Origin of the sequence: Nostoc cycadae WK-1 (assembly GCF_002897135.1) — a bacterium.
In the GTDB taxonomy this organism is placed as follows: Bacteria; Cyanobacteriota; Cyanobacteriia; order Cyanobacteriales; family Nostocaceae; genus Nostoc_B.
Map to the genome: position 1 here is coordinate 192,223 of NZ_DF978433.1, position 7,600 is coordinate 199,822.

Annotated in this window: 7 protein-coding genes; 4 read left to right on the forward strand and 3 right to left on the reverse strand. The window is 40.9% G+C overall.

Annotated elements, in window-relative coordinates:
- Positions 1-51: 51 nt before the first annotated feature.
- From NCWK1_RS19685 to NCWK1_RS19700, 4 genes are all read left to right on the forward strand, one after another.
- Positions 52-1,602 carry a bifunctional aminoglycoside phosphotransferase/ATP-binding protein gene (locus NCWK1_RS19685; protein ID WP_103125870.1) on the forward strand — a complete coding sequence of 517 codons (1,551 nt, stop codon included), beginning with the start codon at positions 52-54 and terminating at the stop codon, positions 1,600-1,602.
- 86 nt (positions 1,603-1,688) lie between these two features.
- Positions 1,689-2,183, forward strand: coding sequence for a hypothetical protein (locus NCWK1_RS19690; protein ID WP_096584585.1), 495 nt, complete (start codon positions 1,689-1,691; stop codon positions 2,181-2,183).
- A gap of 86 nt (positions 2,184-2,269) precedes the next feature.
- Positions 2,270-3,061: a YdcF family protein gene (locus tag NCWK1_RS19695; protein WP_103125871.1), complete on the forward strand. Its 792-nt coding sequence runs from the start codon at positions 2,270-2,272 to the stop codon at positions 3,059-3,061.
- 126 nt (positions 3,062-3,187) lie between these two features.
- A complete protein-coding gene (locus NCWK1_RS19700) occupies positions 3,188-3,412 on the forward strand; it encodes a hypothetical protein (protein WP_103125872.1) in 225 nt (74 codons plus the stop codon).
- Between the two features lie 5 nt (positions 3,413-3,417).
- Here the strand turns inward: NCWK1_RS19700 and NCWK1_RS19705 are convergent, their stop codons facing one another.
- The 3 genes from NCWK1_RS19705 to NCWK1_RS19715 form a co-directional block, all read right to left on the reverse strand.
- The gene (locus tag NCWK1_RS19705; RefSeq protein ID WP_096584594.1) at positions 3,418-3,690 is read right to left on the reverse strand and encodes a ferredoxin-thioredoxin reductase variable chain; all 273 of its coding nucleotides are present in this window, start codon (positions 3,688-3,690) and stop codon (positions 3,418-3,420) included.
- Between the two features lie 367 nt (positions 3,691-4,057).
- On the reverse strand, positions 4,058-5,989 hold the full coding sequence (locus tag NCWK1_RS19710) for a 4-Cys prefix domain-containing protein (protein WP_103125894.1): 1,932 nt from the start codon (positions 5,987-5,989) through the stop codon (positions 4,058-4,060).
- Between the two features lie 69 nt (positions 5,990-6,058).
- Positions 6,059-7,600: CHAT domain-containing protein (locus tag NCWK1_RS19715; protein ID WP_245894949.1), on the reverse strand; the 1,542-nt coding region annotated here is incomplete at its 5' end.

Sequence of the window (7,600 nt, forward strand, 5' to 3'; positions counted from 1 at the left end):
CGCCGATGATTTGAGATAATAATCTGCGGTTTAAAAACTAATACTGGCAATATGACAGAAGTAACTCTTCCAGCTTTAATTCAGCAGATGTTACAGCCGGGATTTTATCCCCACCCTGTAACAGAACCTATTCAACTCAGCCAAACCCACGTTTCTTATGTATTGCTGACGGGAGATTACGCCTATAAGCTGAAGAAACCAGTGAATTTTGGGTTTTTGGATTTTTCGACTTTGGAAAAGCGGCGGCATTTTTGTCAGGAAGAGTTGCGCCTTAATAAACGAGGAGCCGCTGAACTGTATTTGGAAGTGTTACCCATAACTTTGGAAGGAGAGGAATATCGTCTAGGAGGAACAGGAGAAGCTGTAGAATATGTAGTCAAAATGCGTGAGTTTCCCCAAAAAACCCTATTGAGTAACTTATTTGCAGAGGGCAAGTTGAATGAAGCTAACTTGAAAGAATTGGGACGGGTTGTAGCTCAGTATCATGCCAAAACCGAGACAAATGATTACATTCGCACTTTTGGCGAAGTATCGCAAGTACGGGCAGCATTTGATGAAAATTACGAGCAAACCGAAAAATATATCGGTGGCCCCCAGACACAGCAGCAATTTGATGACTGCAAAGCTTATACAGATAAATTTTTTGCTGAAAGGCAAGAGTTATTTCAAAAAAGAATTCAAAACCACCGTATTCGAGAATGTCACGGAGACTTACACCTCCGCAATATTTGTTTGTGGCAAGATAAAATTCTGCTATTTGATTGCATAGAGTTTAACGAACCATTCCGCTTTGTTGATGTCATGTTCGATGTTGCTTATGCGGTGATGGATTTGGAAGCGCAAGAACGTCAAGACTTAAGTAATGCTTATTTAAATACTTATTTAGAGCAGACTGGTGATTGGGAAGGCTTAGAGGTATTGCCTATATATTTAAATCGGCAGTCTTATGTAAGGGCAAAAGTAACGTCATTTTTATTAGATGATCCTGGTGTACCAGCAGAAGTAAAACAAGAGGCGACAAAAACCGCAGCCAAATATTACAAGCTGGCTTGGGAATATACTCAACCCAAACAAGGACGGCTGATTTTAATGTCGGGTTTATCAGGCTCTGGTAAGAGTACAACAGCCAAATATTTAGCTCGACAATTTAATGCGATTCATATTCGCTCAGATTCTGTACGCAAGCATTTGGCAGGAATTTCTTTGTCAGAACGTGGGGGTGATGATTTGTATACCTCAGAAATGACCCAGAAAACATATACACGGTTGTTGAACTTGGGAACTATACTAGCTAATCAAGGTTTCACAGTGATTTTAGATGCTAAGTATGACCGACAACAACAACGCCAAGAAGCTATTTCCCAAGCAAAAAACTACCAACTACCTCTCCAGATTATCCACTGCACAGCACCCGTCGAAGTAATTCAAGCGCGTCTGATCAATCGTACTGGTGATATTGCTGACGCTACGGTAGATTTATTAGCATCACAACTCAAACAAGCTGAAGCTTTTACTGAAGCAGAAACACCCTACGTTCATACTTGGGATACCACTCAAGCACACGAGGCACAATTAAAACTTCTGAGCGAAAAAAGGGTTTAAAGGGTAAGGGGGTAAGGTATTAGTTAAAATTTTGTCCCTACCCCTACACCCTTACACCCCTATACCCTTATACCCTTACTGGACTCATGGCTAAAAATAACAACTTATTTAATTTCACCCCTGACTTTATTTCGCAATTAATATTTGGGTCATTTTTAACCTTCATTTTAATATTGACTGGTTCACCCGCATCCCTGAGTATTTTCTTAGGAATTCTGGGTGGGTTCACCTTGGGTTGGATGACCAGTGTGAGTAAAAATAGTCCCCAAGCGCCAACAGTCGCCTCTTCTGATGGTATTGATGCTGGACTTAAATACTGGTTATTTTTCTTACTAGGCTTTGTGTGGTTGGGTTACTCAGCACCGATGAGTATCTTGCTAGGGGGAATAGGTGCTATTGGTAGCGGCTGGATTATTGCTTGGTGGGGTAGCAAAGAAGAAACTAGAACTCAGCTACCAGTTGAAACTATAGAAGAGGGAGAAGAAAGACCAAGCCTCAGATCTACTACACAGCAAAAAAGAAGACCTACTCGTCGCTTCCGTCGCGCTAGAGGGATTAATTTTAGATTTTGGGAAAGGTAATGAATAAAGGCAAAAGACAAAAGGCAAAAGGCAAAAGTTATTGTTACTGACATCTTTTCAGTTTTCATTTAGCATTAGTAACCAATATGTTTTTATACCTTTCTAAGTTGCTGCCACTGTTTTTTTATCCTTTAGGATTAGCCAGTGTGAGTTTAGTAGTGGCTTTAATCACAGTATGGAAACAACCGCGCACAGCAACAGCTGCGATCGCCTTTTCTTTAAGCTTATTATTACTTTGTAGCAATGCTTGGGTGGCTAAGGCACTGGTGCGATCGCTAGAATGGCAAAATCTCCCATCTCAGCAAATGCCAAATGCTGAAGCAATTATAGTTTTGGGTGGTGCAACTAAATCAGCCTTTTTTCCGAGACCTGATGTTGATTTAAGTGAACAAGGCGATCGCATCATCTATGCAGCACAGCTATATCGTCAAAAAAAAGCACCTGTAATTATTGTGAGTGGTGGTCGCATCGACTGGCGAAATGGTGGTACGCCAGAATCAACAGATATGGCCAGTATTCTGACAGAAATCGGTGTACCATCACAGGCAATTATTGAAGAACCATTATCTCTCAATACTTATCAAAATGCTGTGAATGTCAAGAAAATTTTGCAGTCTCGTGGTATTCACAAAGTATTATTGGTGACTTCGGCTATGCACATGCCGCGATCGCTGAAAATTTTCCGCCGTCAAAGCATTGATGCTATCCCTGCGCCGACTGATTTTCTCGTTACTCAAGGCGAACTACAAGAACTTGGTAGTACACCCAAAGCAGCTTTACTCAATTTGTTACCGAATACAGATAACCTACATCAATTTACTAATGCTTTGAAAGAATATATAGGTAATTTGATTTATGGCTTACGAGGCTGGCTTTAAAAATTGTTGCGTGGTAGCCAGTTATCTCAGCCCCAGTCGTGTTGTTGCTAATAGCTATAATTTCAATAGTCTGGAAGTTTTGGTAGTTGAATCTCTCAAGACCCAGAACACTATGTTGTGAGAATCATGCGTCAAGAATTACCTCATATTATTCCCTCTCCCCAACCTGAAGTTGAAGCAACTTTTAGTGGGTACCAAACCACCCATGAATTTTATTATGAAGTTCAGCAACGCTTAGAGTTTCAGCGTTATTGTGAATGGTATGACGCTGAAGCAAAATATCACCGTCAAGAACTTAAAAAAATGCGCGGCGAACTCAACATTTTTCGGTGGTTCCTTCGCCGCTTTTGAGAAGTTTAGATAATTTCTAACTCATTCTCGCGCAAGTGGGCTTTAAATTTTTTACTAAACTGAACTAATACTGGCAAGTTAGCACTTACAGGTCTACCTTGCCATTGAGTCACAATATCCACAATTTCGCCTTCTGAGCCTTTGAGGTCAAAAGCTTGAGAGCGATGTTCAGGATGATGGTAGACTACTACCGATTGATTAACACGGACGCGATCGCCAACTTTCATAAGAACATTTACACCTAGCTTTTGCGGTTCCACAAGCATCTCCACAGCCATCCCTCATCGAACGTGCTGGTTGAAAAAAAAATGTTGAGAACAGTTTTTTTTCCCATCTAATCAAAACAAACGCTCTATATTTATGCGTTTGCAACTTTTATACAAACAAAGCCTGACCGTGCAGGCTTTAATCATCATCAGCGACAAATGTCTGACTGTTTTTTCTCCTCATTGCACTTGTCCACGCTTACGGGTGTCTCAGAAGCGCTGTTTGAGGATTTGTCTGCTAACAGGCTAAGAAAGACTTATTTTAGTTTTTCTGTGCGCTTTCACGACAGTTCCAATTCTACATCAAATGGATATTACGTTCCTAGATGCTGTGTTTGACAGTTAGAGAACTTAGGGGTGTAAATAGTGTGGGTTTTGATTACTGACGCTGGGGACAGGCTGACTGTATTGGTTGGGGTAATTTTCCACACATTTGTTGAAAGGTTTGGGGGTTTAGTAGCCACCAAGCGAATAATCCCAGAGTTGTTGCGCCAACTAACATGGCGAATAATCCGCCAACGAGTACTAAAGGCTTACTTCGACGAGGTTTTTTGATTGGTGTGGGTATTGGTGGAGGTATTGGTTCTTCTGTCAAATCCAAATCTAATAAGGCTTGAGCGCTTTCTGCCAAAGCAGGTTCTTCTAATTCTGGTATTTCTGGTTCGACAATCTCTTCTGGTGGCGATACTAAAGTTACTGGCACTAAGTATTCTTTAGAAAGACGGCAAAGAGTGAGAACAACCGACGTGTTATCATGACCGTTTTTTTGGTTGGCAAAATTAATCAAATTCTGGACAGTTTCTGCAATTGAGAGTTCACCTGTTAATACAGGAATAGCAAACTCTTGCCAAGAATGTTCTACCCAATCGTTATCACTTAAACCGTCAGAACACAGCAATAATAATCCTTCTTCATCGATGATGAATCGTTGAATTGACAGCCGCAGAGATTCCGCATCTTTTGTGCCTAATGCTTGAGTCAAAGCCGTTGCATCTTGTCTCTGGAGTGCTTGACGATATAAACTTCTGCCATAGCGGACTTCTCTCCAAGCTACATCATCATCTACGGTGAGTAATTGGCAGTAGTTACGGGTTATCCAGTAAGCGCGGCTATCTCCTATATTGGCTAAATAAAGTTCATGGGCGTTATCAGATGTCCATCCTGAGATTGTGGCGATTCTTTGGGGTAATTGCAGCGCCATTATCAAGGTTGTCGCCATCCGTTCTCTACCTTGGCGTTTTTGCTCATCATTGCGGGAGGAAATTAAATTATTGACTACCCGCAAACTGGCTTCTAGCTGTTCTTGCAATAATTTTGGCGCTACGGGTTCAGTTTGTTCGGCGACTTCTGCTAATAAGGCACGGATTTGCAATTTTAATGATTGTACTGCCATTTGGCTGGCAACTTCACCACCTTGATGTCCACCAATGCCATCACAAACCATCGATAAGCGCGGCATGAGTGGATTATATGGTTCATCGGTACTGGGATAGCAAGTGTCTTCGTTTTGGGTGAGTTCTGTGCCTATATCTGTTGCGCCTGCAACTTGCAAACTAAGAGGTAATTCGGCGGCGGCTGAGAGTAACAGCGTATTCAGTTGAGTGGTGATAGTTTCTAAATCTACTGGGCGATCGCACATTTGCTCAACTATATTCTGCAATGATTGAGCTATCTGTGGTTGGGCTAATGCTATTAAAGACTGCCAAGACTTTCCTAAATCACGTAAGCTGAGTTTTTCATCAACTTGGGTTGGATGCAGTTCTAACAACCGCACACACCAACCTTGCACTCTTAAGTTATCGGGAATTAGTAAACTTTGCTCAACTCCCTGTTCTGCTAAGGGTTGCCAAAGTTGAAGAATTTGCCATAGCCAATAAACTTGTCTAACTGCTGTGGCTTGTTTCCAAGCATCAGTGATGGTGGGATAAAGGTTGCCTGTTGCATCTATCGGCGCATTTTCTAGTAAGAGAATATCATCTTCATCCTCAAAAAAAGCCACCCCATAGACTTGAGGAAGATGTAACTGCTGTTGATATAGCTTTAAGTAAGGAATAACAGCTTTTGGTAAGTCTTGTAAGGTTTCTGGTGGTAGCCCTGGTTGAGTATCCAGCCATATTTGTTGTTGAATAACTTCATATCGCTCTGCAACTTGCGTTTCGGGTAGAATATTGGCGGCTAAAGTGCCAGTAGCCCAGAGGTAACGGTGAATTAAAGGAGTTTGACAATTGGTACAGATGCGCTCTTCTATAGAATTAGCCGGGCGATCGCACGTTGGATTTATACAATAAATTATGCGTTGAGTAGAAATCATCATAAATAAGACTTACGCATTAATAAAGAAATTCATCCAGATATTTGGTGATCATTATAGTAGGGGCGATCACCGTGCATCGCCAATGATGACAAATGGCGACCAATAAAAGGGATGACGCTCAATTTGCTTTAACTTGGCTTGTTGTAGTGCTTCTCCTTTAGTCTTACCTTGCTGGAGATTTGCATAAAAATCAATCATGAGTTTTGAGGTTGCGGGATCCTCAACTACCCACAAACTCGCCATCACTGCTTTAGCACCAGCACGTTCAAATATATAAGCAACACTCCCGCCTGTTTTACAAGCACTAAGGGTTAATAATTGTGTACCTTTTAACCCTAACAATGCCGCATCAGCAATGTTAAATTGGGCATCGGCAAATAGCAATGAGTTATTTTTTAAATTGAGTTCTTTACAGTCGGCATTTTGGAAGCAGCCATGAGTTGCTAAATGGACAAAACCAAAGCGCAAAGCATTGTTCTTGAAATTTGCCAGGGTGGCTTTATTATGAAGATAAACTTCGCTTCCTGGTAGTAATTTCTTGATTTCGTTGACTTCTGTTTCTGCACCTGGTAAATTCTGTGATTCACGAGGTACAGGATTACCAAAAGCCAAAACTTTTGGTGCTTTGCTTATAGTTTCTTTTGATGAACTTAAAGAACTTGTAGAAATGCGAGTGAGATAATTAACGGGATATTTTTGGATTAAATACTTGTCTGTTTTGCTGTCTCTGAGGGTTTCAAAAGGGAGATAGCTGAATTTGCCTGTGGCGATGATGCTTAATTGCTTGGGTTGTAATTTTTGAATTTCAGCTTCTACAGGTCGAATGAGAACATCATATAATTTAGTGCTATTTTCTGCAAAGCCAAAATCACTGTCATCTTCTAATTGCTCTAGATATTGGGTAAGCAGTTGCTCAAATTCATCGGGTTTGATGGATGTTTTAATAACGTTTACTTTATTTTTAGTTAAGATAAATATTGCTAGAGAATTTGGTATATATGTCACATTTGTCAACAAGACTGGTTGAATTACTACTGTGTCGGCGGGGATGGATGATTTCAGCTTGTCAATATCGGCGGGTGTGGTTTCAAAGAGTTCGGCAACTTCGGGGAATTGGCGAGATATATCTGTGGCTTGCTGATAGACTTGCGTTTCTAATTGGCGAAATTTTTGGGCGACATCTGCGGAAAAGTTATTTTGCAGTTGTTGTCGTTGAGATTCTAGTTGTTGATTTTTTTCATTCCAATTATTAATAGCTTGTTGGGCTGCGGGGTTGGCAACTTTGGCATTAATTAGACGATTGTAGTCAGCTAAATCAGCAGTGCTGAACAGGTTAACCCAGGCAAAAGCTTGGTCATATTTCTTTTGATCAATCAAGACATCAACTAAAGCAGTTGCACTCCAGTCATTTTGCCGTAGAAATTTTTGGCGATTTTCTTGCTGTAAACTCCGGCGCAATTCTAAGTTGATTTCCAGAGATTTTTCTAAATCAGTAATAGCTTCACTTGGTCGATTTGTATTTTGAAATAATATACCTCTATTAGCCAATGTAATAGCTTCCCCAGAGCGATCGCCCACGGCACGACTGAGGGGCAGAGCTTGGTTGTA

Bases quoted from the DNA above. Each gene is read 5' to 3' on its own strand.
- NCWK1_RS19695 (WP_103125871.1), top strand. From the start codon at position 2,270: ATGTTTTTATACCTTTCTAAGTTGCTGCCACTGTTTTTTTATCCTTTA.
- NCWK1_RS19700 (WP_103125872.1), top strand. From the start codon at position 3,188: ATGCGTCAAGAATTACCTCATATTATTCCCTCTCCCCAACCTGAAGTT.
- NCWK1_RS19705 (WP_096584594.1), bottom strand. From the start codon at position 3,690: ATGGCTGTGGAGATGCTTGTGGAACCGCAAAAGCTAGGTGTAAATGTT.
- NCWK1_RS19710 (WP_103125894.1), bottom strand. From the start codon at position 5,989: ATGATTTCTACTCAACGCATAATTTATTGTATAAATCCAACGTGCGAT.
- NCWK1_RS19685 (WP_103125870.1), top strand. From the start codon at position 52: ATGACAGAAGTAACTCTTCCAGCTTTAATTCAGCAGATGTTACAGCCG.
- NCWK1_RS19690 (WP_096584585.1), top strand. From the start codon at position 1,689: ATGGCTAAAAATAACAACTTATTTAATTTCACCCCTGACTTTATTTCG.